The organism is Aquincola tertiaricarbonis, from assembly GCF_000969605.1.
In the GTDB taxonomy this organism is placed as follows: domain Bacteria; phylum Pseudomonadota; class Gammaproteobacteria; order Burkholderiales; family Burkholderiaceae_C; genus Aquincola; species Aquincola tertiaricarbonis.
On record NZ_JZUE01000001.1, the window covers coordinates 74,461 to 101,274 of the forward strand.

Below are 26,814 nucleotides of genomic sequence, written 5' to 3' on the forward strand. Positions count from 1 at the left end.
GAAGCAGTGCAGGACAAGCAAGACGTGAACTCCAAGACCGACCCCATCTCCTGTGCCGTTGCCGCGGTGGGTACCCTGGTGCTGGGCATTGCGCTCACCGGGCTGTACCGCGCGGTGGAGGCACCCCAGTCCGCCGCCGCGCCGGTGGCCGCGCCCACCGTCACGGTGAAGAACCAGCAGGCCGCCCCCGCCGCGACGGTGCCGGTAAGCCAGCAGGCCACGCCCGCCACGCCGCGCGGCTGACGGCGGCGGCGACAATCGCCGCATGAAAAAGATCAAGCTGCGCGAAGGCCGCGAGCGCTCGCTGCTGCGGCGCCATCCCTGGGTGTTTGCCGGCAGCGTCGTCAGCGGCAAGGCCGATGCGGGCGAGACGGTGCGCGTGGAGTCCGACGAAGGCAAGTTCCTCGCGTGGGCCGCCTACAGCCCCGAATCCACGATCCGCCTGCGGGCCTGGAGCTTCGACGAGCATGAGCGCATCGACCGCGCCTTCTTCGAGCGCCGCCTGCGCACCGCCATCGCGCTGCGCGACTGCCTGCCCATCGCCAGCGACGGCCGCCGCCTGGTACACGGCGAGGCCGATGGCCTGCCTGGCCTGGTGGTCGACCAGTACGGCAACACGCTGAGCGCGCAGTTCCTGGCCACCGGCGCCGAACGCTGGAAGCCGGTGATCGCCGAGCTGCTGCTGCAGATCACCGGCTGCAGCCGGCTCTACGAGCGCTCCGACGCCAGCGTGCGCGAGCTGGAAGGCCTGCCGCATGCCAGCGGCTGGCTGCGCCGCACGCCCGCCGGCGAGGCCGACGACAACAGCAGCCTGGTGATCCACGAGCACGACTGGCGGCTGCAGCTGGACGTGGCGCTGGGCCACAAGACCGGCTTCTACCTCGATCAGCGCGACAACCGCGCGCGCTTTGCCGAGCTGGTGGCGCACTTCGGCGCGCAGCGGGTACTCAACTGCTATTGCTACACCGGCGGCTTCACCGTCGCGGGCCTGAAAGGCGGCGCCACCCAGGTCACCAGCGTGGATTCGTCCGGCCCGGCGCTGGAGATGGCGCGCGCCAACGTGCGGCTCAACGGCCTGGACGACAGCCAGTGCGCCTTCGTCGATGCCGACGTCAACAAGTACCTGCGCGAGCAGAAGGCCGCCGGCCACCGCTTCGACGCCATCGTGCTCGACCCGCCGAAGTTCGCGCCGACGGCCGCCGCCGCCGACCGCGCTGCCCGCGCCTACAAGGACATCAACCGGCTGGCGCTGGAGCTGCTGGAGCCGGGCGGCCTGCTGTTCACCTTCTCGTGCTCGGGCGGCATCAGCGCCGACCTGTTCCACAAGATCGTGGCCGGCGCCGGCATGGACGCGGGCGTCAACGGCATCCTGCTGGACCGCCTGTCGGGCGCGTGCGACCACCCGACCACCATCGAATTCCCCGAGGGCGAATACCTCAAGGGCCTGGTCATCGTCAAAAGCTGATCGCGGTGGAGAACTTTGCGCGCTCCACGCTGAAGTAGCTCTTCACGTTGCGCACGTTGGCGTCCTGGGTGAAGAGGCGCTCCACCAGCTGGTTGTAGGCCGCCATGTCGGCCACCCCGACGATCAGCACGAAGTCGGGGCCCGCGGAGGTACGGTAGCACTGCTGAACGCCGTCGTCGGCCACCGCCCTTTGCTGGAAGGCCGCCAGGTGCTCCGCGCCCTGGCGGTCGAGCGTCACTTCCACCACCGCAGTGAGCTGCGGCCCCAGCCGCTCGGCCGACAGCAGCGCCACCCGGCGCTCGATGTAGCCCTCGTCCACCAAACGCTTGACGCGGCGCAGGCAGGTGGCGGGCGACACATGCGCTGCTGCGGCCAAGTCCTGGTTGGTACGTGAAGCGTCGGATTGAAGCAACGCGAGCAGGCGGCGATCAATGTCGTCGAGTGGGGGCATGAGAGATTGTTTCGATTGAAAGCCCGTTTTGCACCAAATCACCATGCTGGCCGTGACGTAATTCTGGTCGTCACTCAAGCGCCAATTTCGCAAGAAAATTTCATGCTATGACGCCTAGCATTCCGCCCATCGTGATCCCAAGAGGGCTTGAACCATGTGTGGCATCGTCGGCGCCGTCAGTACCCGCAACATCGTCCCCATCCTCGTCGAAGGCCTTCGCCGGCTGGAATACCGCGGCTACGACTCCTGCGGCCTGGCGGTGCACCAGGACGGCCAGCTGCGCCGAGCCCGCAGCACCGCCCGTGTAGCAGAGCTGGAGGCGCAGGTGGCACAGGACGCCATTAGCGGCGGCACCGGCATCGCCCACACCCGCTGGGCCACCCATGGGGCGCCGGCGGTGCACAACGCGCATCCACACATCTCGGGCAACCGCATTGCGCTGGTACATAACGGCATCATCGAAAACCACGACGAGCTGCGCGACGAGCTGACGGCCAAGGGCTTCGAGTTCACCAGCCAGACCGACACCGAGGTCATCGCGCACCTGGTCAACCACCTGTACGACGGCGACCTGTTCGAGGCGGTGCAGCAGGCCGTCAAGCGGCTGCGCGGCGCCTACGCCATCGCGGTGTTCTGCCGCGACGAGCCGCACCGGGTGGTCGGCGCGCGCGAGGGCTCGCCGCTGGTGCTGGGCCGCGGCGAGGGCGAGAACTTCCTCGCCTCGGACGCGATGGCGCTGGCCGGCGTCACCGACCAGATCGTCTACCTGGAAGAGGGCGACGTGGTCGACGTGCAGCTCAACAAGGTGTGGATCAACGGCCGCCAGGCCGATGGCAGCCTGCGCCCGGTGGAGCGCGATGTGCGCACCGTGCACGCCCACACCGGCGCGGCCGAGCTGGGCCCGTACCGGCACTACATGCAGAAGGAGATCTTCGAGCAGCCCAAGGCCATCGCCGACACGCTGGAAGCGGTGGCGGGCGTGTCGCCCGAGCTGTTCGGCGACGGCGCCTACGGCGTGTTCAAGGAAGTGGACCAGGTGCTGGTGCTGGCTTGCGGCACCAGCTATTACGCGGGGCTGGTGGCGCGGCAGTGGATCGAATCGCTGGCCGGCGTGCCCACCAACGTGGAGATCGCCAGCGAATACCGCTACCGCGACAGCGTGCCCAATCCGCGCACGCTGGTCGTCACCATCACCCAGAGCGGCGAGACCGCCGACACCCTGGCCGCGCTGAAGCATGCGCGCTCGCTGGGCATGCAGCACACGCTGACGGTGTGCAACGTGGCCACCAGCGCGATGGTGCGCGAGTGCAAGCTGGCCTTCATCACCCGGGCCGGCGCGGAGATCGGGGTGGCCAGCACCAAGGCCTTCACCACCCAGCTGGTCGGCCTGTTCCTGCTGGCGCTGGCGCTGGCGCAGTCACGCGGCCGGTTGAGCGACGAGCAGGAGGCGCTGCACCTGAAGGACCTGCGCCACCTGCCGGCCGCCATCCAGTCGGTGCTGGCGCTGGAGCCGCAGGTGATCGCCTGGAGCGAGGAGTTCGCGCGCAAGGAGAACGCCCTGTTCCTGGGCCGCGGGCTGCACTATCCGGTGGCGCTGGAAGGCGCGCTGAAGCTCAAGGAGATCAGCTACATCCACGCCGAGGCCTACCCGGCGGGTGAGCTCAAGCACGGCCCGCTGGCCCTGGTGACGGCCGCCATGCCGGTGGTGACGGTGGCCCCGAACGACCAGCTGCTGGAAAAGCTCAAGAGCAATCTGCAGGAAGTGCGCGCCCGCGGCGGCGAGCTGTTCGTCTTCGCCGACGGCGACTCGTTCATCAAGAGCGAGGCCGGCCTGCATGTGATCCGCATGCCCGAGCACTACGGCTGGCTCTCGCCCATCCTGCACACGGTGCCGCTGCAGCTCCTGGCATATCACACGGCGTGTGCGCGCGGCACGGACGTGGACAAGCCGCGCAACCTGGCGAAGAGCGTGACGGTGGAGTGAGGGTCGCTAGGCGGCCAGATCGGGAAGGTTCTTGCTAACAGTAAGTTGACATTCTCAACAGCAACTTGACGTTGGAGGCGTAGGCCGCCAGATTAATTGCGACTCGCGCCGTAGTGTTGCGACTGGAGGGCGCTAGTTGTTGCGACTGATCTACAGGCCATCGACATGAGCCCCACTTGATTCCCTGCTGCGGGGTCCAGCGGCCAGTGACTTAGTATGCGCTCACTGTCACCAAGAGAGCAATTGGCACTGTGCCCGGTGGAAAGCGAGGTACGGCTGATGCTGTGGTGCCACCCACCTCAGCTGCAGGCCGGCCGTCAGCCCCAGCTGCTCTCGGGCCACTGGTGGTACCGAAGGGGCGATGAGCAGCGTGCCGTGGTCTGTAAAGCTGGCCAGGTAGCTGTCGAACAGCGCATCCAGATTGGCGCTGAGCAGAAAGCCGTTGAATACATCGAGCCGCTCTGCGTCATGGGTGCACAGCGCCCAAGCCTTGGCATGGCTGGCCCTCAGGGCTTGCGGCACGGCCAGGCCCGTGACCGCGCAGGCGCCCTGCCAGTAGTCCAGCATGGCTTGGCGGAAGGCTTGCTGCCCCACCCGCTGGCGCACCATGCGCTGCACCTCGGTGTTCTTGGCCGCAGCAGGCTCCAGGCTTGCCAACGCCGCCTCTACGTCCGCCACGAACCCCGCCATCGCCTGGTTGGGCAGCGCCTGGGCCAGCGCCGCGGCCCGTCTCAGCCAACGGGCCAAAGCAGCTACGTCTGCTGCGCGGTACGCCGTGGCTTCCGAGACCGTTGCGTTGGAGCCCGAAGGAAAGCTGCGGGACAGCTCGGCGGGCAGGCTGGGCGGTGAGCTCAGCAGCCTTGCATCGAAGCCTTGCGCGATGGCTTGCACCGACACGGTGGTGGCATGCCGCGCAGACCCCAGAATTAGCCAGCCATCGGCCGAGGACGGCAACACGTTTTCAAAGCCGTTGTCATGGCCAGCCTTCTCGATCAGCGCGCGCTGCAGCAGGTTCATCGTAGGTGGGCGCTACAGGGTGGAGTCAGTGCCCGCTGGGCGTCGCCAAGCGATTCCATTCCACCTGGCGCCCGCGCCAGTGCTCGCCGATGGCCTGGGTGAAGTCTGCCCGCACGAGCTTCGCTCGCTGTTCGCACCAGTCGGCCGACTCCTTGCGGACGACGACGCCCTCCAGCGGGCCGTCCCGGAACCGGCTGGGCCAGATGTCCAGGCCTTTGATGAGATCGTTAATGTGGAAATGCCCCTGGGCCACTCTTGGCGTCGTCACCAGGCCCAGACGCTCAGCCATGGCGTTGCGGCGCGTACTGCTCCAGAACCGTCCGGCTCCAGAGTCGAAGACGTCGAACAGTAGCAGCCAGTCTGGCAGCCGGGTGTAGGCGAGCGAGTGCCGGGCGGCGCACCACTCGCCAAACAGGATGAGTGGGGAGTCGTGGTGATCCAGAAGAGCCTCCGCGATGCCCTCGCCGTGCGCGGCCAGCCAAGCAGACAGGCGGGTGAACTGGCCCACGTGGGGCTCTGACAAGTAGGTGCCGCGGTTCTGCACGCGCAATTCACCCTCAGGTCCCAGCGAGAAGCCCAGGTTCGCACCGTCGAGCTTCTCTTCGACCGTCAAGGTGTGGGCCGTCAGCGAAGCCGCCTCGGAGGATGACAGCACCTTGTCTGCCCGCGATTCGGCCGGCCCAAGCCAGGCCAGATGGGGCGTGTGTGGAAAGCGGAAGAAGTCTCCTGTCATGTGGCCGAGAGCTTAGCCTCGTACCACTCGTCAGGAAGCAAGCGAACAAAACACAAGCCGATCGCACGCAGCTGCTGCTCCGCACAGTACCAGTCGGACTCCGCCGCGTAGACGATCGGCGGAACGGCTCCGTGCAATGTCTGCGCTGCCAGCGCACAGGCCACCCACTTGCGGTCTGCTCGGTCAGAGACCAGCGCCTCGTGCTCGGGCTCAAGCACGGCAATGTGCTCCCCGTTGGCCTCCAGGGAATCGATGGGCACAAAGTCAACCTGGTTCCGGTCCAGCTTGCTCTGCAGCACCAGCAAACCGTACTCCTGCGCCTGCCAGTTATGGGGCAGATTGCGTTCGTACTCGTCCCGAATGAGTCCCACGTCGTCCAACACCAGGTGGTTCTGTGACTTGTCAAACTCGACCAGCCACTCGAAGACCTGTTCACGCAAAGCCTGCTCGCGAGGCATGGCTCGTGCGGCAACGAGGGAGAGCGCATGCACTGCGCTGGCTGCAAGCATGACGTTTGTGTCAACCAGCATCATGGCCACCTCGTGCCCTGAGCTCCCTGGCGCGCTGGATGGCAAGGGCCGTCTGTTCTCGCGTCTCGCCTAGAGCATCGCCGAAGAATTTGTCAGGCCAGTTGGCCACGCGCCCCAGGGCGTCTAGCTCCAGCTCGCGCAGCTTGGCCGCTTGGCCGTCGCGCTCCACGAAGTAGAGCGCTGCTTGATCGGGCTGCACCTCTTGCCGGGCGATCAGCGTTTGCAGCCGGCGGAACAGGTGCTCGGAGTGTGTCTCCACGATGAACTGCACCCCGCGTTCCGCGCTGACTTTGGCGAGTAGTTCGGCCAACTTCGCCTGAGCCAGCGGGTGGAGGTGACTCTCGGGCTCCTCGACGATGACGATGTGGCCAGGCTTCGCGAACAGGGCTGCTACCACCACAGGGATCACCTGCGAGACGCCGACGCCCACGTCCTTGAGGTTGACCAGAGCGTCGCGGTGCTTGACGAGCAACTCGTAGCGGGCCGAGCTGCCCAGCGCGCGCACTTGAAGACCATCAGCAATCTCCAGCGTCTTCAACCACTGCTCGGTCTCACGGAAGATGCGCCCTGTGTCGGTTGCCGCCCCGCGCCTTCTTTGCTGTGCGACGCCGCTGGCGAGCAGCACATCGACCGCCCGCCCGCCGTCGTCCCCGATGTGGGCGGGCATGCGGCCGCTCCACACGTAGTCGCGGCGGGCCAGCTGGCGCACGGGGCCTAGGTAGATGATTCGGCTCAGCTCGTCCAGCAGTGCCGGACCCACGGGTCGGATCTCTTCGACCCGCACGCCGAGCTTCTTCGTCTTGCTCAGCTTGTTCAGCGTGGCCGCTGAGAAAACGAAAGAGCGTTCAGGGCGGAAATCGGCGCTCTGCCCTACTGGGCTGGCCTGGCTGCCGAGGGACAGTCGATAGATGCCGGCCTTGCGTCGCTGCACGGCAAATCCCTGCCCATCCTGGCCTAGTCGCAGTGCTTCAAGTTCGGCGCTGCCGGCTGGGCCGGCGCGGTAGCGGGCCGAGAACATCGTAGTGTCGGCCGTCTCGCTGCCGTGGGGCTGCCAGCGAAACTCGATGCCCACCTGGTTGTCTCGTGTCGTCTCGGTGGCCTGCCCGTGGCGGCACAGCAGGTCGCGGAACTGTCCCATCGTTACCGTGTCGCCGGCGTCGGGGTTACCCAGGTTGAGGTCGAGCCCGGCGTCGTTGCCCTTCACGGTCTGCCGCATCAGCAGCAGGCTCTGGATCAGGCTCGACTTGCCTGACGAGTTAGTTCCCAGCAGCAGCGTCAAAGGTGCAAGCCGCATAGGGCCAGTGCTGCGCCAGATCTTGAAGTTCTCGAGCTTGAGGTGCTTGAGCATCAGCTTAGTGCTCCCGAGTCCAATCGGTCCCAAGCTTGCAGCACCAATTCTGCAGTGCGGAAGTGTCCACCGAACTCCTTCTCCTCCCGTTCTCGTAAGACGCGGAAGGTTTCGGACGGGTACCCGGGCCCCATCACATCTTCGGGATCCAAGATGTATCGCAACTCGTCGAGGGTGAGACCGTAGAGGCGGGCAAAGTAGGCGTCCAATTCAGCCCTTAGCCTTAATCTTGTGTCGATGTCAAAGCTGAACGGTTTTCCCTTGAAGCCAAGATCTTCGGCCCATGCTGCCAAATCATATGCGGTATAGGTCAGTGCTAGAACTCTAGGCACAATGAACTCAAGATCAGACTCGGTGTAGCGTAAGGGTGCGAGAGTCGGAAGCTGCTTGAGAATTTCCACTGTGAGGTGGGTCCCGCCAAGCTTTTGGCGGCATACGTAGTCGAACGGCAAACAGGAGAGATTGGCGAGGAAGGCTGCCGCAAGGCGCGGTGTTGCATCAATAAATGCGATGCGCAACGTATGTGCGACGGCAACCCGCGGAAACACAGTGGCAATCACAGTGCGCTCGTTTGTCGCATTGGTAATATCCCGCCAGCCCATAAGCCATGGCCTCACCCAACTTTTGCTGGCCAAACGGTCTTCTACCCGAGGGGACGCCATCCAATATCGAGTCTGAACGGAAAACTGCGGATCTGCTTTTTCAGCACTAGAACACAGGGTGGCATCGACAGTTCCGGGCTTGGTGGAGGCCCACCTATGGTCGTAGATGTGGATGTGTTTCGCCTCATATAGCGGACGAAGTGAGTCTCGTAGCATTCCGTTGACTGTTGACAGCTCGATAAACTCATGGCTGTTGTCTGCCATGTCGAACATCTTTGTCATGTAGTCAAAGCGCCAAGGATTGATCTCGTTACCCTCCTTGTGTAGCGTCAGATAGGACGCAGCGCTGCGATAGATTTTCTTTGTAAGTTCGGCATCGCGCTCGCTTCGGAATACCGGACAGGTGAGTGAATTGGGATTGATAAGGCGAAACTCATCTGGGGTGAGCGTAAATCGACGACGCGAGTCAGCGAGCTGATCGATGGCCAGGATGTAGTGCGCGAGATCCACACTCGCGCGCGCACGACCCAGCGTGACGAGCGAGAAGGGGGTATCTGGGTGAACAGCGGGGAAAATTCTTCGCGCGTTGTCGAAGCCGAAAAGCGAGACCAGCCGATCATCATTGACCAGACTCTGAAAGAACCTCTTTGTGCTGTCGTCAGTGGCCAGACCCGAGGGCACGATGAAACCTGCTCGACCTTCGCTGTGTGTGACTTGGTTTATGGTCTCGGCAAAAAGGGCGTAGGTATTGACATCACCGACGCCGGTGAGTGGGTAGCGCCCGCCGTCCTCGCCCTTTACGTGTGCAAAGAGGCTGGTGGCCTCCGCCGTGCGGCGGGCGGTGATGAATTCGTCATACAGGTGCTGTTCCGCTTCACTCTCAGCCGGCGAGTGGTGCGACGTGTCGCCGGGGTATAGGTGCTGCGCCAGCATGCCTTCGCTCAGCCATTGGATGCGCTGGCTGCGCTCGGCCTTGTTCTTCGCCTCGGCGATGGCGGCGTGGCGAGAGGCAAAGAACTCTTCTTCCTGCAGCTTGATGCGCTCCCACGGCGGGTTGCCCAGTACGCAGTCGAAGCCGCCTGCCGCAAACACTTGGGGAAACGCCAGCGGCCAGTGCAGCACACGGGCCTTCGCGCAGGCCTCGTTCGCCGCCGCCTGGACAGCTTGCTGGGCCTGCTTGAGCGGCTCGCCCAGGAGCGTCAGGTAGAGGGTGGCCGTGGTGGGGCTGGTGTCGGCTGTCGCCGCGGTCTTGGGAAGCAGGTAGGCGCCGAGCAGCTGGTTGGCGGCCTGGGCCAGCCGGCCGGTGCGTGCTTGAGTCAGGTAAGCATCGTAGGCGGCGGCCTTGGCGGCGATCTGTTCGGTATCGCTTTCGGGCATGGCCTCGATGGCCTGCAGTGCCGCCAGTCCGCTGTCGGCCTGGTGCACCACGTCCAGCTGGCCAAAGGCCTTGGCCACGCGCTTCTTTTCCAGATCCTTCAAGGCCGTGCTGTTGGCTTTGGTGAGCTCCTTGCAAACGGCCTTGTCGTCGCCGGACAGCACCTTGAACGCATCCTTGGCGATGCCGTGCTCGAGTGCCTTCAGGTCCGTCAGGCCCAGCAGTGCATCACCGACCTGCAGGTGGTGGTCCAGAAAGCCCAGGGGCCGGCCTTCCTCGAAGCCCTCGATCCAGAGCGCCGTGCGCGCCAGCTCGATGGCCATGGGATTGCGGTCGACTCCGAAGATGCAGCGGGCCACCACCTCACGCATGGCATGCCGGTAGGCCTGGGGCGTGACGGCGCCGTCGGCTGATCGCAGCGCCGCTACGCGCTCGGCAATGCGCCGTGCCGCGGCCAGCAGGAAGTGCCCGCTGCCGCACGCTGGGTCCACCACCTTCAGCGAGAGCAGGGCCTCCATCGGCTGCTGGGGGTTCTGGGCAACGCGGTCATCGATGACATGGTCGAGTGCGCTGCGGATCAGTTCCTGCACCAGGCTCTTGGGCGTGTAATAGCTGCCGCTGGTCTTGCGCTCGTTGCCGGCGGTGCTGCCTTCGCTCGTGAGGCCGACGAAGCCGAAGCTGCGGGCATGCACGTCTACTTCGGGCACCAGCTCCAGCAGGCTTTCGTAGACGCTGCCCAGTTCCTCGGTGTCCATGTTGTGGTAGCTGATGGGCGAAAGCGAGCCGCCTGCCGTGGTGGTCCAGCGCAGGCTCTTGATGGCGGCGAGGAGGCTGGCGTTGCTCAGCGAAGCGTCATCGAGGTCGGGGCATTGGGTGTCAGCGAACAGGCCCCCTAGAGCCAGCAGGCCCAGTCGCGGTTGGCCCTTGCCCAGGCCGCGGAAGACGATGCGCACCGCTTGCCAAAGATCGTTGTGGCGGTTCTGGGCGCGGCGACGCAGGGCCAGGTCGCGAAGGCGGGCCATGGCATAGCCCTCGGCATACAACTGGGCGGCGGCGTGGCGGGCCTGCACCGTGGCGTCGTCGTCACCCGGTTGAGCCGCAGCAGGGATCAGGCCGCGCTCTTCCACGGTGAACAGGAAGATGAAGCGGTACACCAGCCGCAGCAGTTGGGCGAAGTAGTCCTCGCGCTTCAGCACGCCCGTCTGCAGCTTCACGCGCAGGGCATCGTTGGCCGGGTTCTGAACGAAGCCTTGTCCCAGGGTGATGAGGGCCTCGGTCACGCCGCGGCGAAGGCCCTCGCGGACCCGGGTACCTTCCTCCTGACCGGCCTGTTGCCAGGTGGCCCAGGCCACGGGCGGCGGCGCCTTGGCGGCGTCTTCTGTGGCCAGGTCCAACAGGCCTGCGCGGCTGGCCTGCAGCAGGTACCAGGCGCTGCGGAACTCCACGAAGCGTTGGCCGGCCAGCAGGTCTTGCAAGTCCACTTCCAGGTAGCTGGGGCGGGTGAGCGTGGCGGCATCTCGCAGTAGGCGCAGGGTGCGCCCGTTGCTGACCAGCGCCCACTCGTGTGCCGGGCTGGCGTTGAGGAACTCTTGGGCCAGCTGGAACGATGACTTACGCTTGGCCCCAGAGCCCTGCACCGCAAAGCGCGGATCGGGGTCGTCCAGGCCTTGGTTGTGCGGCGCCACGACGATGGCCACCGACTTGGCGCCAGCGGCCTTTGCCGCCGGCGCCGGGTGTGCGAGGTGGGTGATGGGATAGGTGCGGTCGCCGATGGGCACGCCGCTGACGGCGGCGACGGCGGGGTAGGCCAGCGCATCGCGCAGCAGCTCGCTCACGAACTGCACGCTGGCGCGCTGCGGGTTGAAGTCAGAGCGTTCCAGCAAGGCGGCGAAGGTGCGCCATTGCGCGCTGGCGATCTGGAAGGCCCGGCTGGCCTCGTCACGCAGCTTCAGGCCCTTCGGCAGGCCGTAGTCGGCCTCGGTCTGCAGGCGGCCCTGGCCCAGCGCGGCCTTCTCCAGGATGTCGGGCAGGAACAAGCTGCCTTCCAGGCGCAGTGCCGGAAGGTTCAGGCCGGTGGTTCGAGAGGTCTTCATGTTCTTGTTGTCAGGCTGCAGCGTTACACCGTATCAGGCAGCAGCACGTACACGCCCACCAGGTCCACCGGCAGGCAGGGCTGCACCTGGTGCTGACCGCCGCCGCGGCGCTCGGTGGCCTTGCGCACGCGTTCGTGGTCTTGCAGCAGCTCGGCGGCCCGCTGGTTGGCCAGCTCGTTGAGCCGCGGGGTCTCTGCCTGCAGCGCTTCAAGTGCCTTCGTCACCTCGCGTTCGGCGGCTTCGCGTGGCAGGTTGCCGGCCGGGGTGCTCTCCAGCAGGCGGGCAGCCTCGGGGCCTGTCAGCCACTCGGGGTTCTGCCGCCCGCGGATGGCCAGGGCCACGCACTCTTCGGCCAGCATCTGGTGGCTCACCTGCTTGCGTTGGTAGGCCAGCTGGTGGCGCAGCCGCAGCAGCACCACGGTGGTGACACGGTCCACGCTGGCGGTGACGGTGGCTGCGCTGCGGGCGGCCAGGGTGCTTTCGCCCTGCAATGAGGTTTCGATCAAGTACTCGGCCAGCACGCTCACCAGCGGGTGGCTGCGGTGCAGCTCTGTGGTGTCCAGCAGCAGCGGCTTGTTGCTGCCCTCGGGGACTAGGCCTTCGTCGGCCAGGCGTAGGCGAAGCGCTTCTGGCAGGTGTTGGGGGTGTAGCCGGTGCTGATCGCGGTGGGCCTCCAGCGGGGCGTTCAGGCGCGCGCAGGCGCTGGCTAGGAAGCGCTGCACATCGGCCTGCGAGCCCAGGGCCTCTTGCTGCTTGTGCCACTCGGGCAGAACCTCGCCCGGCCGGATGGCCCGCTGGGCGAACACGGTGCGGTTACTGCGTGCCTTGTCCAGCGCGTCTTGCCAGCGGGTCTGCAGCGGTGCGAGCAGTTGCTCGGGCTCGCCGAAGTCAAAGGTTTGCTGCGGGCTGGCGTTGGTGCTGCGCCGCATCAGTGCCGCCTTGACCAGGGCCTGGTTGATGCGAGGGCGGTCTTCGGGCATGGGCACCAGCACTCCCAGCTCCTTCTGGATGGCATCGCCCTTGCGCAGGATGACCTTGAGGACGAAGCCATCGACCGGGTTGTCCTGCCCGTAGAGCATGGTGCATCGCACCTCGGTGGCGCGCTGGCCGTAGCGGTCGACACGGCCTTCCCGCTGCTCGTGGCGGGTGGGGTTCCAGGCCAGGTCGTAGTGCACGACGGCCGTGAACAGGTGCTGGAGGTTGATACCTTCCGACAGGCAGTCGGTGGCTACCAGGACTCGGCCGGTTTCCTTGTCAGCCTCGCCCATGCGGTTGACGCGTTCGCGGCGCTCTTCGGGCACCAGTTCGCCCGTCACCGCATCGACCATGGCCTTGGGAAAGTGCTTGCGCAGCTCGGCCGCCACGTAGTTGGCGGTGGCCACGTAGCGGCAGAAAACGACGGGGGCGTAGCCGTCCTTCAGGAGGTCGCCGATGTGGGCCACCAGTGCAGCCAGCTTGGGGTCGCCCGCCGCGCCGCTGAGGCGCTCTGCTGTAGCGATGAGGGCCTGCAGACGCTGCGCACCGGCTTCTGCCTGCAGTTGGGCAGCGGGCTCCAGGTCGAGGCTGCTCAGGTCTTCAGCCGCCCCGTCTTGCAGGTCGGCCAGGGCGGCGTCTTCCTCGGTGTCATCGCCGTCCTCTCCCAGGCCCAGGTGTCCTTCGAGCCGCGTGTTGAGGGCCTTGGCGGCCGCAGCCGGTGATGACGCCACGCAGCGCAGCAAGGCCAGCGTGGCGTACCAGATCAGCCGTGCGCCGCCAGCGTCCCCCGAACGCTCGACGTTCTCGGCCAACTCACGGCAGTAGGCCTGTACGTCGTCGAAGAAGCTGCCCCAGGCGCCGCTGAGGCGGTAGGTGACCTCGGCCTTCATGCGACGGGGGAAGCCGTGGCCGTCTTGGGTGGCGGTTTGCCACTCGACGATGTCTTTGCGGCGGCGTTGAACGAAGTGCAGTGCCAGCTGCTCTCGCAGCGGATCATCCTTTGACGTGCGGTGCTGCAGCTCGGCGAAGACGGGATTGATCAGCGACAGCAGGTTGAAGAACGCCACCTCGTCGCCCGAGTGGGGCGTGGCGGTCAGCAGCAGCAGGTGGCGCTCAGCGTTGGCCGCCAAGCGCTGCAGCAGTTCAAAGCGCAGCTGCTTGCCGGCACCGCTGGCCGAACAGGTGTGGGCCTCGTCCACCACGATGCATTCGGGTGCGATGGAGAGGAAGTGCTCGCGGTGGCGTTCGCTCTTGATGTAGTCGAGGCTGACCACCACCACGGGGTGGTGATCGAACAGGCCCACGCCGTGGGGCAGCTGCCGCTCCAGGCGGCTGGCGCTGGCGGCCGTCAGCGCCACGGCGGGCAGGTTGAAGCGCTGCTGCAGCTCGCCCTGCCACTGTTCCACCAGGTGCGGTGGGCAGAGCACGGCAACGCGCTGGATTTCGCCCCGGTCCATCAGCTCGCGGACGATCAGCGAGGCTTCGATGGTCTTGCCGATGCCGACGTCGTCGCCAATCAGCAAGCGCACGGTGGGCAGCCGCAGCGCCATGAGCAGCGGCACCAGCTGATAGGCCCGCGGCTCCACGGCGATATTGCCGAAGCTGCGGAACGGGCCGGCGCCGGCGCGCAGCTTCAGGCGCAGGGCATCGCGCAGCAGCAGGGCTGCGGCGTGGTTGCCTGCCTGGGCCGGATCGGGCTTCTCGAACGTGGCCGGTTCGACCGGGCTGAATTCCTCCAGCTCTGGCAACAGTGTGATCACGTCGCCGTCAGAGCCGCCCAGGGGCCGCAGACGCAGGGCGGAGGCGCCATCCGCCAGCCGGGTGTCGGACTGAACCACCCACTCGCGGCCGCGGGCCCGAACGAGGTTGCCAGGCAGGAACTCGGTGGCGGTTGTTGTCATCAGCTTGCGGAAATGAAGTCAGGCGAACAGGGCGGCATGAGTGCTGAATTGTTGCGCCCACTGGGATGGGTCCGACATGTCCAGCACCGTCCAGCCCAGATCGGCCAGTTCTGACACCAAATCGGGCTGCAAGGGCTCGAGTGCCACGAGCGTGCGGGTGGCCTTGTAGCGGGCTGCAACCTGGGCACGCCCCCCCAGGACGGCGAGTTGGCCCTCGTCGGGCGCGCGACAGCCTGCAGCCCGGGCGGCGAGCAGCCACTGGGCGTGTTTGTCGTCGCTAGCGGCCGCCGGAGGCTGTGATGGTGCCGCTGGGGCGGAGACCTCGGCCGCCTGGGGAGCCACCCGGGCGTTGGCCAGTGCGACCAACAAGCCTAAGGCGCCCGCGTCGCGGCGGTTGATGTGCTCGTGGTCTGGCTGGTTGAAGTAGGACAGCAGGCACTGGTAGCAGCCCGCTTCGCAGATGCTGCTGCCGTCTTTGCGCTTGATCTCAAGATCCGGTAGCCCATCCACCGACCAGGCGCCGCTGGGCTTGCGATGGTGCATCAGTTCGAGGGCCTGTGCCGCTACCTGTGCCAGGGCATCGGGCTCCGTTGCCAGGCGGGTGAGCACACCGGCACCGCCCTCCGCGGCTTCGTAGAACAGCAACGCCTTGCGGTCGTCCTGGGTGGGCAGCGGCTCTGCGACGAGCTCGGACTCTTCGATCTGGAACACCAGTTCGATGCCGCGCTTGAGCGCCGCCTGGAGCGTGGCCATGGCCGGGGCTTCGAGAGACTTGACGGGGGCCAGGATCAGAACGTTGCGGTGGTCCTCAACGAAGGGGACGATGGACTGGTTGGGAACCTTGTTGAGCAGCTCCTCCGCTGGCTCTGCCGCGTCGTCGCTGCCGCCGGGTTCGTCTTTCCGGCTCCACTGGCCGGTGATGGGGTTGATGTAGAAGCCCAGCTGTTCCTTGTGCTTGCGGCGGCGCCATCCCCGGTTGATGCGCCAGATCTGCGCGGCGGGGGCGTACTTCAGGCTGGCGAGCGGAGAGTCCGCGTCGCCAGCGGCGTCCATCACCAGCGAGGTCTGCAGCGCGATCCGACCCTCCGGGCCTGGCAAGAAGCGGTAGGTGGTCTGCAGCTCGAAGCCCTGGCGCTGGCGGTCTTCGTCGTTGATGGAGATGCGCTCCACTGGAACGGTCTCCACCGTCTCGATGCGGTAGAGGTTGCGCACCCAGTCATGGTCGGTGAGCAGGGCGCCGCAGTTCTCGCACAGGTTCTCGGTGGGCTCGGAGCCGTCTTCGCCGCCCATATGAGCATAGCCACACTGGCTGCATACGCGGCTTGCCACCGTGGCCAAGGTGGTGTTTCCCGACACGTGGTCTGCCGAGCCGACGTTGAGCTTGGCACGCACCACGCGGTACATGCGGCCCTGGTGGTAGATGAGGCTGCGGGGGCCGAATTCCGATAGCGCCAGGAACCGGGGACGGCTCACCATGCTGCCTTCATCGTCCTTGCCCTTGACCATGTTGCCCCCACGCGCCGGAATCCAGGCCATCAGCGGCAGGCGCGGAAAGTTGTAGCCAGGCAGGAAGCCTTGGCTGGCCAGGTAGCGGTACGTGTAGAAGTCGGAGTTCTGGGTGTTGCCCGACTTCAGCAGCACGGCGTACTGCCTGGCCGCATCGCCGTAGCGGCGCTGGGCGTTCTGCTTCTCCTGGTGCGTGGTGGTGTAACTCTTCACCACCTGGTCCGCCATGTCCATTTGTTTGCGCGTGGCGTCGACCATCACCCGCCAGCGGCCGAAGGCGGCGTTGAACTCTGCGCTGGCTTGCTGCATCGCAGCGGAGACGTGCGCGTCTGTGAACCACGTGCTGGACGACAGCAGCGGACGAATCTGTCGCATCAGGCGCTCCCCGCTTTCCGTGGCCCGTAGGGTGACCTCGGGCGCCTCCAGCGCCGCTCGGAGTGCGGGAACGAGCGGCTTGTCGGGCTTCTCCAGATCGAGCAGCGGTGCGATGCTGGTGTCCAACTGCACCTGGGCAGCCGCGAGCCACACGGCATGCAGATGGCTGTCGATGAGGTCGCGGTTGGCCAGATCGAGCGTAGGCGGTCGGACCACACCGTGCACCATCTCGTTGGCGTGGTGGAAGAACCACTGGTCGTGCGGGCTCAAGGCCGCGCAGTAGGTAATGACGAGAGCCTGCTGCCCCGAACGGCCTGCACGGCCGCTGCGCTGCGCGTAGTTGGCCGGCGTAGGGGGAACGTTGCGCAGGTAGACCGTATTGAGGGCCGAGATGTCGACGCCCAGCTCCATGGTCGGCGAGCAGAACATCACCGGCAGCCGCTCAAGCGGGGCCTCATGGGCGGGGTTCTCCAGCCAGTCCTTTCGGTCCTTCTCGGTGTAGCGGAAGCGCTGTTCGAGCAGCTGACGCCGGCCCGCATCAACTTGCGCGGTGTGCTCCTGCGCCTCGAAGTCGAACAGCGTGTGCTGCTGCTGGGTAAGGGTGGCAGCGACTGAAAGGTAGAGCTGCCGGAAGAAGCGGTTGTGCTTGCCCTCTTGCTCGACCTCGCGGGTGTCGACGAGCACCCAGTCCATGGCGGAGGCGTTCAGGCGCCAGCCGATCAGGTTGGGCTCGACCTCATGCCGCTGCGCGTAGCCGTAGTGCGAGGCGCCGATGAGGAACAGTTGCAGCAGCTCCAGCCACTGGGCGTCTTTCCAGCCCTTGACGTTGCCCAGCAGGTTGGGCGACTTCCACAGGGGAAGCACCTTCAGCTCCTTAAGGAGACGCGAACGCGCCCCGCCAGGCACCAGGTCCGTCCGGGGCTTGCCCTTTTTGTCGTCTGGCCGCTTGCTGAGAATCAACCAACGCGACGTTTCAAGGTTCTCATCGCCGAAGTTCCACCGCTCGCTGAGGTACTGGAATGCGGTGGTCTTGGCGCGTTCTTGTTCGACCGGGTCGAGGTAGCGGGTCTGCAGGCACAAAGCGCGCCGCATCGCGTTGAACACCGTGGCGGCCATCTCCGTGCGCTGGGCCGGGGTCATGGCGGAGAGCACGGGGTTCGCGGCAAAGAGCGTCGCTTCGCTGCTGAACTCGTCCAGACCTCGGTACTGAATGGCCAGCAGGTTGAGCTGGTCAAGGTTGGGGTTGTTGAAGCGCCAACCGCGGCGCAGGTCTCGAAGCAGGCGGTAGCCCAGGATGAAGCGCAGGGTGCGCTGGGCTTCTTGGCGGGCCAAGCCCATGAGCTTAGGCGTCTTCAGGTACTCCGCGAGCGTGCCGGCGTCGGTGCGGTCGAAGCCGAGAGCCTTGAACACGGCATCGGCCAGATGCTCTTCGTCGAGCACGCTGCCTTGCTTCTGCAGCGCGGCCACGAGTGCCGAACGAAGGGTGAGCAGGAAGACGAAGTCGTTGAAGTGCCCGGCCTGCAGGGCGGCGTCTTGGCGGTTGTCGGAGAAGCCCAGGAGTTTGCGAGGGTCTGGCTGGTCCGAAAAAGGCTCTCCCAGCTCGAACAGCTGACGTAGGGCGCTGAGGGTCAGCATCGTCGTTGCCGATGAGCGCCCTTCGCCGGACAGGCTGGCCAGGCGGTTCATGTCTTTGCCGTAGGCCTCGTGCGTGAGCCCGCAGCCCAGGCAGAAGCGGTACTTGCCCGGGATGAACCAGTACTCCCCACCGGGCCCCGTGGCGCCTTGCGGAGTGACGCTGACGGACTCCGGCACGGCGTGCTTGTAGGTGGACTTGACCTTCGGCTCGACCTTGGTCAGGTCGAGCCAGCTCTCGGGCAGGTCCTCCCAGCTGTTGTAGGTCAGCCCAGGGCGGACGGGGCAGAGGAAGCCGTAACGCGCATCCTCATCGTCGTCGCCAGAGATGTCATCGATCTCGCGGGGATCGAAGCTGGGTGCCCCTTTTCCCGAGCGCCACACGGGGTGGTACTCCTGACCACAGTCGCGGCAGAAGTGGACGGGGTAGAGGCGGGTGCCCTCTGTCTGGCGCCCGGGGGCGAACCGCTGGGCGTCGAGGGTGATGTGCCGCTGGCCCGGAGCTTCCAGTGTGGCCAGCACCTTGCCTGGACCGCTGATGAACTGGTGCAGCTTAAACGCAAAGGGTGCCCGGCCCTGCGGGGTGCGCATGTCATGAGCGGCTACCAGGAAGCGGCGAAGTCCCTCCTTCGCGACCTCCACCTGGCACCCCGCGTCAGCGGCCAGACGCGATGAAGCCTCATTGAGGGTGATCGGCTTCGCTCGGCGAGGTGGTTGGTCGGCCGGGAGGTCGATGCCCAGGTTGAGCTCGACCCAGATCGCCAAGGGGTCGTCCTTGAAAGCGTCGAAGCTGGGCCACGAGTGCTCAGCTTTCTTGAGAGCCGCGAGCAGCAATCGCTTGACGGCCGCAACGTCACGAGACGGGTTCGTGACCCGCTCAAGGGTTTCGCCAATCACATCTAGCGCCGTAAGCGGTGTGCCGAACAGCAGGCTCGCGACGTCGGCGACGGCCTTGTTGCGATCGTCTTCCCGCTCGGAGGAGGACATCGTGGCTGAGGTGCCGATGCACACGAGCTGTTCGGCCTGCAGGCGTTCTCGAATGCGGCGCACAAGCATGGCCACGTCCGCACCCTGTCGCCCGCGATAGGTGTGCAGCTCGTCCAGCACCAGGAACTCCAGGCCTCGGCAGTGATCGACGACGCGGCGATCGATGTCTTCGAAGCGCGTGAGGATCAGCTCCAACATCATGAAGTTGGTAAGCAGGATGTCGGGCGGGTTGTCGGCGATAGCCTTGCGCTCGTCGCTGCTCTCTTGGCCGGTGTAGCGCTTGGCGCTGAAGGGCTCTTGCCCAGCCGCATAGCCATGCAGGAACTTGTCGAGTTCTTCGAGCTGGCTGTTCGCCAGCGCGTTCATCGGGTAGATGACGATCGCGCGGGTGCGGGGTGTCGGGTCGGCCTGCTTGGCCTTGAGGATTCGGTCGATGACTGGGATGAAGAAAGACAGCGACTTGCCGGACCCGGTGCCGGTGGTCACGACGTAGCTCTGCTGCTGGTGCGCTTTGGCAATCGCTTGCAGCTGATGTACGTAGAGGTGAAGGTTGGCGGGCTTGCCTTCCACCTTGCCGGTCTTGAACAGCTCTGCACAGGACGAATGCAGGCTGCCCTGGGCGACCAACTCTTGAACAGTGCCGCTACGCTTGTAGTTCGGATTGATCTGGATGAGCGGCTCTGGCCAGTAGCGGCCGCGGGCGTACTCTTCCTCCACCCGGGAAGCCAAATCCGCGGCGGCAATTCGGGAAAAGCTGCGCGAGAACGCGCTGTACTCGTCGACGAGACGGTTGCGGAAGTCGAAGACGTCCTTCACGTGTGGCTTCTCCCTGGCAAAGTGACTCGCTGCGTCCGTTCATCGGACTTTGAAACGCGAGGTGTCCAGTTTAGGTTCTCGACGCGCGTCTCCATCAAGGAGAACGCCGGTGTATCGAGGTAGGCTGAAGGCTTGCCAGCTTGCTATATTTGAAGAGGCCAAGCGTCAGCTGTCCAGACCGAGTTTCTGGCGGAGCCGTTGCGCTCCGCTTGCGACTGTCCGCTTGCGCTCGCTGGTCCTCGCGAGCTGTCTTACGTGTATAGGAAGTTCTGTCGGATTGCCTCGTGGCTTGCTCCCAGCTTCTTTCCGATCTCGGCCAACGACATGGCGTGGCCATCATGCCGATTGAATGTACGCCGTAGCGCGACCATCGCGTCTCGATCGATGTAGAGGTACTTGTCCAGCACCGCGTCAACTGTCTGCCAAGCGCCGAGATGAAGAAGGTCGAAGGCTGCCCTTTTAAAAATGACAAGCACTCCCAGCGAAGCAGGGTGAGGCGAGTCAATCTGCAGGCCATCAACGCGTCGACTGGTCCCATGAGCTGGCGTGCCCGCGGCCGAATTTGCAGCCAAGAAGGTTCTGCTAACTCAACCACTTCCGAGCGTTGACGCGAGCTTCTGGGGGGTGCGGCGGTTTTCTTGTACTGTTATGCAGCGAGTGCTAGAAGCTTTGGGTGCTCGTTGGGGATGCGGAGGCCGAGTGAAGTTCGGATCCACTCCCTGCTGTACCAGCGGATGTCAGGCGCTTCAACGTATCCAGGCGCTGTACGCCGTCGAAGCGATATCCTCGGAAGTTGAACCGAGTTGCGGCGCCAGCGCGCCAGACGCTCGCCGTCGACGAAGTCGGAATTGGCTCGGCGCCCAGGATGATGAAAGGAATTGGCATATCTGATCTGCCTGTCGCGAATCGAGCCGTCTGACTGATCGGCTGCTGTTTTGATGTCTGCGTCTTGCGGCTCACGATGTGAGCGACTTAACTTTTTAAACCGAGAGAGTGTCCGCCGTTACTTCGCCGACTGATACCAATCCGTCGGTCTCCAGGAGCGTAGCGAGAACAACATCACACAGACTAAAGAGGAGTCTGCCCGTGCGCCGGGCAAGGCCGCTAGCTAAAACCGCCTAGTTGCCAGCTCTTCACGGCTGGCTCACCGGATGAGCCAGCGCGATCCCACACTGGAGGTCCGCCCCTATCAGCGCTGACGACAAGGGCCGTGATGTGAGTGCGGACCTGACTGCCTCGGCTCGCCAACGAGGAACGATCCCGGATTTCCACTTGGGCGAGTAACGGCCGAAGTTGTCCTTGGCGATGGCTTGGATCATCAACACTACGTCCGGGTCATAGGTATCACCTTGACCGCCTGATCGCCCGAAGGAAATTCCTTGACCGTCCATGGATGCAATCACAGTAGGCGCGCATTGCCCCGGCATCGCTTTGATGTCAGATTCGAACTGCCCAGCGATGCAGTGGCGTGCTGTCAGTGGCGACACCGTCGACGTGTACAAGCTCCCAAACGTGCACGTAGGGTTGCGAATCGCCAGGGGGAGCGTCCAGAAGCTGAAGCCTCGGTGAATCCTCCCAGAAAAGTTTCTGACTACGCGGCGTCTGTTTTGCAATGAACTCCTGATCCTCACAATGCCAATCACGAACGGGCATCCGATGTGCCAAGGGCTGGGCGCCGTAGCGTTGGCCGCCCAGGCCGACAGACTTGTCCACCAGAACAAAATGAAGTTCCGGACAGGCGGTGCATTGAGGGCAGGCTTCGGCAAGTTCAAGAAGCTTCGAAAGATCAAGCCGGAATTTGTGGCGCTCTGCAAGATCAGCGGAGCAAGCAGCCTTTACTTCAATCACTGCAGACGTATCGGCAACACACAGCTTCGAGACGATGTCGAATACGCCGTTTGGATAGCGCGTTGCTGTAATAGGGTCGGCTGTGGCTTCGCTTGTAGACCGAAGGATGACGATGTCCGACTTTTTAGGGCCAATGCCCTCGTTGTCTGTCACCCGGACCTCCATCTGGATGCGTTCGGTCAACATGGTAGTGAGATGATTGGCGCGTCCTGCTCGCACTTGAACTCGACAGGTCTCTTGTAAGAGACATTCCCGCAACATCGCGTGGAGTCGCGCCTGGAGGCCGATTTCACGCATAACGGCGAATGGTTGGCTGTGATATTCAGAGAAGAGCTCGGTGATCGCTGCGGTGATAGGCATATTGAAACTGAAGAACTTGAGTTGTCCAGAGGGGATCCCAGACCTTGCGTGAAGGTGCAGGTGAACTCTACGGGTAATCGGTTCCAACGATCCCTTCTTGACGGTGTATTTGAGGGTTGGTGAACCGGGAAGAATGCCGAGTCATCGATGCTGTCAGTCGATGTCGCTGCAGAAGGAGCCCTTCGCAGTCATTGGTGGTAGGCGTGCTTGAAGAGGTCGGATGCGCAACACGCGTCGGGCGATGTGGTTCGCACCATCGGGCACCACTTCACGGAAATTTGCGCTGGGGAGTGCCTGCAAGCTAGTCATGCGACTCAACTTGTCGCAGCGTCCGCCGAAGATGAGTCGTCCCTCTGGAGTCGACAGATGTTCTTCCGTGCCGTCAAAACCCTCGCAGCTTCAGACTGCGAACTGCCAATCGCTGCGCGCCACACGACCCGGTTGCCGGCCAACGTGCCCTACGTCGTCGACAACCTCTGGGAGTACCTTCGCCCCACAGGCATGCCCTGCCGCCGCCGAGCCATCTACGCGAGCCCGAGCGCGGCGTCCGCGCTGTCCAGTGCGGCGACGGAAGATCAGCGTCATCTGTTCTCCGCGTACGAGGTCCGCATCGAAGGTGAGCATTTCGCCACGCAGATTCCCCAAAGAGACGCGCGGGAGCATCCAGACATTCGCCGCGTGCTTCGGCTTTTGCAGGAGAGACAGCCCGCATGGGAATCGCTGAGCTGGGAGGCGCGTCAGCGCGCATCTCTGCTGTTCTCTCCCGCATGTGCACGTGACGATGTGCAGAAACTGGTCGAAGAAGACGAAGTCGCGCGATCTTTCATTCAGGAAGCCACTGCCCTCAGCACGTTCTGGGCTGACGCAGCGCCTCCTGGTCACTACCCGCACGGAGAGGTGTTCTTCGAGCTGTTGGGCGCTGCGAAATATCGCCTGTACCCGAGAAGTCTTCCGTGAGTTCGGCGGCCGTTTCGGCCGACGCTGTGCGGGTGGCGCCTCGGTACCTGACCAAGAGCCGCTTCAAGCTGGCGCTCGAGTGCCCGACCAAGCTCTTTTACACCGGCAAGCCGGAGTTTCAGAACAACGCCCTGGACAACAGCTTCCTGCAGGCACTAGCCGAAGGCGGGTTCCAGGTCGGGGCACTGGCCTGTCTGATGTACCCCGGCGGCATCGAGGTCACGGACTCGAGCCATGCCGCCCAGCTGGCGACGACCCGCGAGCTGCTGCGTCGGCCGGAGGTCACTATCTACGAAGCCGCGTTCGAGGCCCACGGCCTGTTCGTGCGTGTGGACATCCTGCGCAAGCGCGGCAACACGGTCGAGCTGATCGAGGTCAAGGCGAAGTCCTACGACCCGATGGAGGACGCCGACTTCCGCGGTGCCAAGGGCCAGTTGTCGAGAGGCATGCTGCCGTACCTGCGCGACATCGCCTTCCAGCGCTACGTGGCACAGGCGGCGTTCCCGGAGATCGCGTTCCAGTGTTTCCTTATGCTGGCCGACAAGTCGGCGCAGTCCTCGGTGGATGGGCTGAACCAGTGCTTCCGCATCAAGCGTGCGGGTCGGCGCACGCGTGTTGAGATCGAACCGGGCACGGAAGGGCAACTCGGAGCCCCGCTGCTTCGAGCCGTGCCGGTCGACACTCAAGTGGATGAAATCCTCGGCGGCGAGCTGGTGGTCTCGGGACAATTGATAAGTTATCCCGCAGCTGTCGCGCAGCTGGCCGATGCCTACCGCGCCGATCGGCGCATTGCTGCCCAGCCGAGCTCGAACTGCGGTTCCTGCGAATTCAGGTCGTCGGCACCTCCTCAGCCTGGCCAGTTGCGAAGCGGGTTCCACGAGTGCTGGACCGAAGCGTTCGGGTGGCAGCCCGCTGACTTTGAAGGCGGGACGGTCCTCGATCTGTGGAACTCGCGCAACAAGCAAAAGCTACTGGAGAGCGGCGTCCGCAAGCTAAGCGACATCACATCAGAGCACCTGCCTCTGGCGGACGCGGAGCCTGGCCCCAAGGGCATGAGCAAGCAGCAGCGGCAATGGTTCCAGTGCAGCGGCCAATGGCCGGGCGGCGGTGAGCAGTACGTGAACGCGGCCGGGCTTCGGGCTGCTATGCGCACTTGGCGCTATCCGCTGCACTTCGTCGACTTCGAGACGTCGGCCGTGGCCATTCCCTTCCGCCGTGGGCAGCGCCCGTACCAGACGGTCGCATTCCAGTTCTCGCACCACGTCATGCACGCGGACGGGCGCGTGGAGCATCGCACGCAGCTTCTCGAGGCCAGTCCCGGGTTGGATCCCACTGTGCCGTTCCTGAGGGCGCTGCACGCTGCGCTGAGCGGCGACGAAGGCACCGTGTTCCGGTGGGCGTCGCATGAGAACACCGTGCTGCGCCAGTTGCACGCACGGCTTGCCGAAGACGTGGCCCCACCGGCGGATGCCGAGGAGTTGCTGGCGTTCATCGACTCGATTACCCGCCGCAAGATCGCAGAGGGTGAGGTGGACGGCCCTCGCGCGATGGTGGATCTGTGCGAGCTCGCCGCGCTGCATCATTTCCATCCGTCGACGCAGGGCGGCGCATCGCTCAAGAAGGTACTGCCGGCCTTGATGCACGGCTCGGCCCGGCTTCGGTCGATCTACAGCCGACCCGTGTACGGCCAGGGCGCCGAGATCTCGAGCCTGAATTTCCGCGAGCCCATGGCTTGGTGGGTGCAACAGGACGGGCGCATCCTGGACCCCTACGAACTCCTGCCGCCCGTCTTCGCCGACCTCAACGCGGTGGGCGAGCCCTCGAGCGACGAAGCCATGTCCGAGCTGCGAGCGGGCGGAGCAGCGATGTCGGCCTATGCGCGTCTGCAGTTCGAGGACATCGACCCGGCCGCGCGACGTGCCATCGAGAACGCGCTTCTGCGCTACTGCGAGCTCGACACACTGGCGATGGTGATGGCGGTCCAGGCTTGGCAGGCATGGATCGAAGAAGCAGCGCCCTGATCCTCGACGTCATGACGAAGCGATCCAACAACCTGGACACCGTGCAGTTCTCTCTGCACCTGCTCAAGCGCATCCCGCGTGGCCGCAAGGTGACGACGGTCGAACTGCAAAGCCAGCTGGCGGATGCCGGCTTCGAGCGCGATCTGCGCACCATCCAGCGTCAGCTCGAGGCGCTCAGCGAGCACTTCGACATCGAGCGCGACACCCGGAACAAGCCTTATGGCTATTCGTGGAAGTCGCACGGCGCCGGATTCTCGTTGCCGAGCATCAACGAGCAGGAGGCCGTGCTGCTGACGCTCGCGCAGCAGCATCTGCAGAACCTGCTGCCTGCGCACCTCATGAAATCGATGGATGCGTTCTTCCAGCAGGCCCGGCTGACGCTGAACCATGGCGCCTCCGACTCGGCCAAGGCGTGGCAACGCAAGGTGCGCGTGATCCCGACCAGCCAGAAGCTGCTGCCGCCGAAGACCAGCATGGAGGTCTTCGAGGCCGTTAGCCAGGCGCTTTACGCGGACCACTGGCTGGAGGTCAGCTACGTCAACGCCGGCGGCAAGCGGTCGGACGCCAAGGTCATGCCGCTCGGGCTGGCGCAGCAAGGCGCGCGGCTGCTACTCGCGTGCCGGTTCGATGGCCACGACGACGTGCGCGCCCTGGCCGTGCACCGCCTCCAGTCGGCCAAGGACACGGGGATGCCCTTCAAGCGCCCGGCAGACTTCGATCTCCAGGCCTATGAGGAAGACGGGCGGTTCGGCTTCAGCACCGGAAAGCGCATCTCGCTCGTGTTCCGCCTGCCGAAGCTGGCGGGTGTCCACCTGACCGAGTCGCCGCTCTCGCCGGATCAGACCGTCAGGGAGTCGGCCGGTGGATACGAGTTCACGGCGACGGTGACCGAGTCGGAGCAGTTGAAGTGGTGGCTGCGGGGATTCGGGGCAGACCTCGAACTGATCAGCCCGAGAGGCTTGCTCGCCCCCTGATCGGCTTCATGGCGGCACCGTGTGCCGCACGCCAGTACGTCAACGTCACGCTCGTCGACACGGAGACGACCGGCCTCGACCCGGACCAGCACGAGTCATCGGCTTGAGCTTTTTGTGCGTGCGCATCGACGTTCAGACGGGCCGCAGTGCAGGCGTGCTCATGAGAACCGCGCAGCGTCGCGAACCAGGGCGCATGAGCCCCAAGGGGGAAGCCATGGTCGGGGTCACGAAGCGGGAGCTGAAAGGCTGCCGATTCGACGAGGCGGAGATCGATGCGGTGCTGTCGATCTCGGACGTGGTTGTCGCACATGCCGCAGCCTTCGACAGACTATTCCTCGAGCCGCTGATCCAGGCCTTGACTCACAAGCGCTGGGCGTGTTCGATGACGGACATCGGCTGGCGTCAACCGGAGGGTCTGGCGAATGCATCGATCGACCTCCTTCTGACGCACCACGGCGGCGGTGCCTCCGGGCACACCCTTGAAGACGACTGTCGCGCGCTCTGCTTTGTCCTCGACCAGCCACTTCCGAAGAGTTTGGTACCGGATTCCGAAAGCTGATCGAGGCGGCGGATGCCGTGACCGTCGAATGCCGACTCGACGACGCTGAAGAGGGTGTGGCGGCGCTGGAAGCGCTTCTCAGCGGCTTTGGCTGTCAACGACAAGACTCAGCGTGGCGAACGCATTGTGCTGATGCACAAGTGGCGGATCGTCTCTTGGCCGATGTTCGTCGCCGCGTGGCAGGCTGGCACGGCTCAGACGGGCTGATGCTGCGGCAAGTGAATGCGTGGGACCGATTCACGCAGCGGGAGAACAGTAGAGCCACCGGCGGTCGGCGGTCACGCTGCAGCCAGGCGGATCCAGTC

16 protein-coding genes are annotated in these 26,814 nt (G+C 64.9%); 7 read left to right on the plus strand and 9 right to left on the minus strand.

The genetic code is table 11. From position 1 onward, the window contains the following. The first annotated feature begins 24 nt into the window (after positions 1–24). Both VO99_RS00455 and VO99_RS00460 read left to right on the plus strand, forming a co-directional pair. Positions 25–243, plus strand: a complete 219-nt coding sequence (locus VO99_RS00455; RefSeq protein ID WP_157039383.1) for a hypothetical protein — start codon at positions 25–27, stop codon at positions 241–243. Positions 244–265: 22 nt separating this feature from the next. Then, positions 266–1,465 carry a class I SAM-dependent rRNA methyltransferase gene (locus VO99_RS00460; protein ID WP_046110831.1) on the plus strand — a complete coding sequence of 400 codons (1,200 nt, stop codon included), beginning with the start codon at positions 266–268 and terminating at the stop codon, positions 1,463–1,465. Here VO99_RS00460 and VO99_RS00465 read toward each other — a convergent pair. After that, positions 1,455–1,916, minus strand: a complete 462-nt coding sequence (locus tag VO99_RS00465) for an Lrp/AsnC family transcriptional regulator (protein ID WP_046110832.1) — start codon at positions 1,914–1,916, stop codon at positions 1,455–1,457. The two genes, VO99_RS00460 and VO99_RS00465, sit on opposite strands and share 11 nt — an antisense overlap. Before the next feature lie 154 nt (positions 1,917–2,070). Between VO99_RS00465 and glmS the strand changes: the two genes are divergently transcribed. Further along, positions 2,071–3,900, plus strand: coding sequence for a glutamine--fructose-6-phosphate transaminase (isomerizing) (gene glmS / locus VO99_RS00470; protein WP_046110833.1), 1,830 nt, complete (start codon positions 2,071–2,073; stop codon positions 3,898–3,900). Positions 3,901–4,128: 228 nt separating this feature from the next. Here glmS and VO99_RS00475 read toward each other — a convergent pair whose 3' ends face one another. The 8 genes from VO99_RS00475 to VO99_RS30025 all read right to left on the minus strand — a co-directional run bounded on the left by VO99_RS00475 (position 4,129) and on the right by VO99_RS30025 (position 22,085). Further along, positions 4,129–4,917, minus strand: a complete 789-nt coding sequence (locus tag VO99_RS00475) for an HNH endonuclease (protein WP_046110834.1) — start codon at positions 4,915–4,917, stop codon at positions 4,129–4,131. 25 nt (positions 4,918–4,942) lie between these two features. Next, positions 4,943–5,650, minus strand: coding sequence for an RNA ligase family protein (locus tag VO99_RS00480; RefSeq protein ID WP_046110835.1), 708 nt, complete (start codon positions 5,648–5,650; stop codon positions 4,943–4,945). After that, positions 5,647–6,183: a hypothetical protein gene (locus tag VO99_RS00485; RefSeq protein ID WP_046110836.1), complete on the minus strand. Its 537-nt coding sequence runs from the start codon at positions 6,181–6,183 to the stop codon at positions 5,647–5,649. Before VO99_RS00485 ends, VO99_RS00480 begins: the two co-directional genes overlap by 4 nt. Beyond that, the gene (locus tag VO99_RS00490; RefSeq protein ID WP_046110837.1) at positions 6,170–7,528 is read right to left on the minus strand and encodes an AAA family ATPase; all 1,359 of its coding nucleotides are present in this window, start codon (positions 7,526–7,528) and stop codon (positions 6,170–6,172) included. Before VO99_RS00490 ends, VO99_RS00485 begins: the two co-directional genes overlap by 14 nt. Continuing rightward, entirely contained in the window at positions 7,528–11,598 is a 4,071-nt protein-coding gene (locus VO99_RS00495) for an Eco57I restriction-modification methylase domain-containing protein (RefSeq protein WP_046110838.1), read from the minus strand. The genes VO99_RS00490 and VO99_RS00495 overlap by 1 nt, the downstream gene beginning before the upstream one ends. Positions 11,599–11,621: 23 nt before the next feature. Continuing rightward, entirely contained in the window at positions 11,622–14,474 is a 2,853-nt protein-coding gene (locus VO99_RS00500; protein ID WP_046110839.1) for a DUF8741 domain-containing protein, read from the minus strand. An 18-nt stretch (positions 14,475–14,492) separates the two neighbouring features. Beyond that, complete coding sequence (locus tag VO99_RS00505) at positions 14,493–19,790, minus strand: DEAD/DEAH box helicase family protein (RefSeq protein WP_046110840.1); 5,298 nt, start codon at positions 19,788–19,790, stop codon at positions 14,493–14,495. Positions 19,791–21,227: 1,437 nt separating this feature from the next. Continuing rightward, complete coding sequence (locus VO99_RS30025) at positions 21,228–22,085, minus strand: hypothetical protein (protein ID WP_157039384.1); 858 nt, start codon at positions 22,083–22,085, stop codon at positions 21,228–21,230. 279 nt (positions 22,086–22,364) lie between these two features. Between VO99_RS30025 and VO99_RS00515 the strand changes: the two genes are divergently transcribed. The 4 genes from VO99_RS00515 to VO99_RS00530 all read left to right on the plus strand — a co-directional run bounded on the left by VO99_RS00515 (position 22,365) and on the right by VO99_RS00530 (position 26,509). Beyond that, positions 22,365–22,955, plus strand: a complete 591-nt coding sequence (locus VO99_RS00515; protein ID WP_046110842.1) for a hypothetical protein — start codon at positions 22,365–22,367, stop codon at positions 22,953–22,955. Then, positions 22,952–24,976 carry a DUF2779 domain-containing protein gene (locus VO99_RS00520; RefSeq protein ID WP_157039385.1) on the plus strand — a complete coding sequence of 675 codons (2,025 nt, stop codon included), beginning with the start codon at positions 22,952–22,954 and terminating at the stop codon, positions 24,974–24,976. The genes VO99_RS00515 and VO99_RS00520 overlap by 4 nt, the downstream gene beginning before the upstream one ends. Then, a complete protein-coding gene (locus VO99_RS00525) occupies positions 24,952–25,950 on the plus strand; it encodes a helix-turn-helix transcriptional regulator (protein WP_232315221.1) in 999 nt (332 codons plus the stop codon). Before VO99_RS00520 ends, VO99_RS00525 begins: the two co-directional genes overlap by 25 nt. 118 nt (positions 25,951–26,068) lie before the next feature. Beyond that, positions 26,069–26,509, plus strand: a complete 441-nt coding sequence (locus VO99_RS00530; RefSeq protein ID WP_157039386.1) for a hypothetical protein — start codon at positions 26,069–26,071, stop codon at positions 26,507–26,509. Positions 26,510–26,814: the final 305 nt, after the last annotated feature.